1 protein-coding gene is annotated in these 459 nt (G+C 68.4%); it reads left to right on the plus strand.

Features of this window, described 5'->3' with window-relative positions:
- Window positions 1–459, plus strand: a 459-nt coding sequence (locus AC0IYH_RS29370) for an MFS transporter (protein WP_471837556.1), incomplete at both ends; no start/stop codon positions are given.

The following is a 459-nucleotide window of genomic DNA, read 5'->3' on the forward strand; positions in this document are numbered from 1 at the left end:
GTCCAGGGGCTGGCTGTTGTTCAGGGAGCATCCGCGCGAGGCGGCGACGGTGCTGCTGCTGACCGCGGGCGGGACGCTCGCCTTCTATGCGTACACGACGTACATGCAGAAGTTCCTCGTCAACACCTCGGGCTTCAGCCGCGAGACGGCGACGGGGATCATGACGGCGGCGCTGGCGCTGTATGCGCTGTTGCAGCCGGCGGCGGGAGCGCTGTCCGACCGGATCGGGCGCAAGCCGCTGATGATCGGGTTCGGGATCGCCGGGCTGATCGCGACGGTGCCGCTGTTCACCGCGCTGGAAACGGTGCGCAGTCCGCTGGCGGCGTGGGCGCTGGTGATGACGGCGCTGGTGATCGTCAGCGGCTATACGTCGATCAACGCGGTGGTGAAGGCGGAGCTGTTTCCGGCGCATGTCCGCGCGCTGGGCGTGGCGCTGCCCTATGCGTTGGCGAACACGAT

This window comes from Pseudomonas sp. AC463 (genome assembly GCF_979253585.1).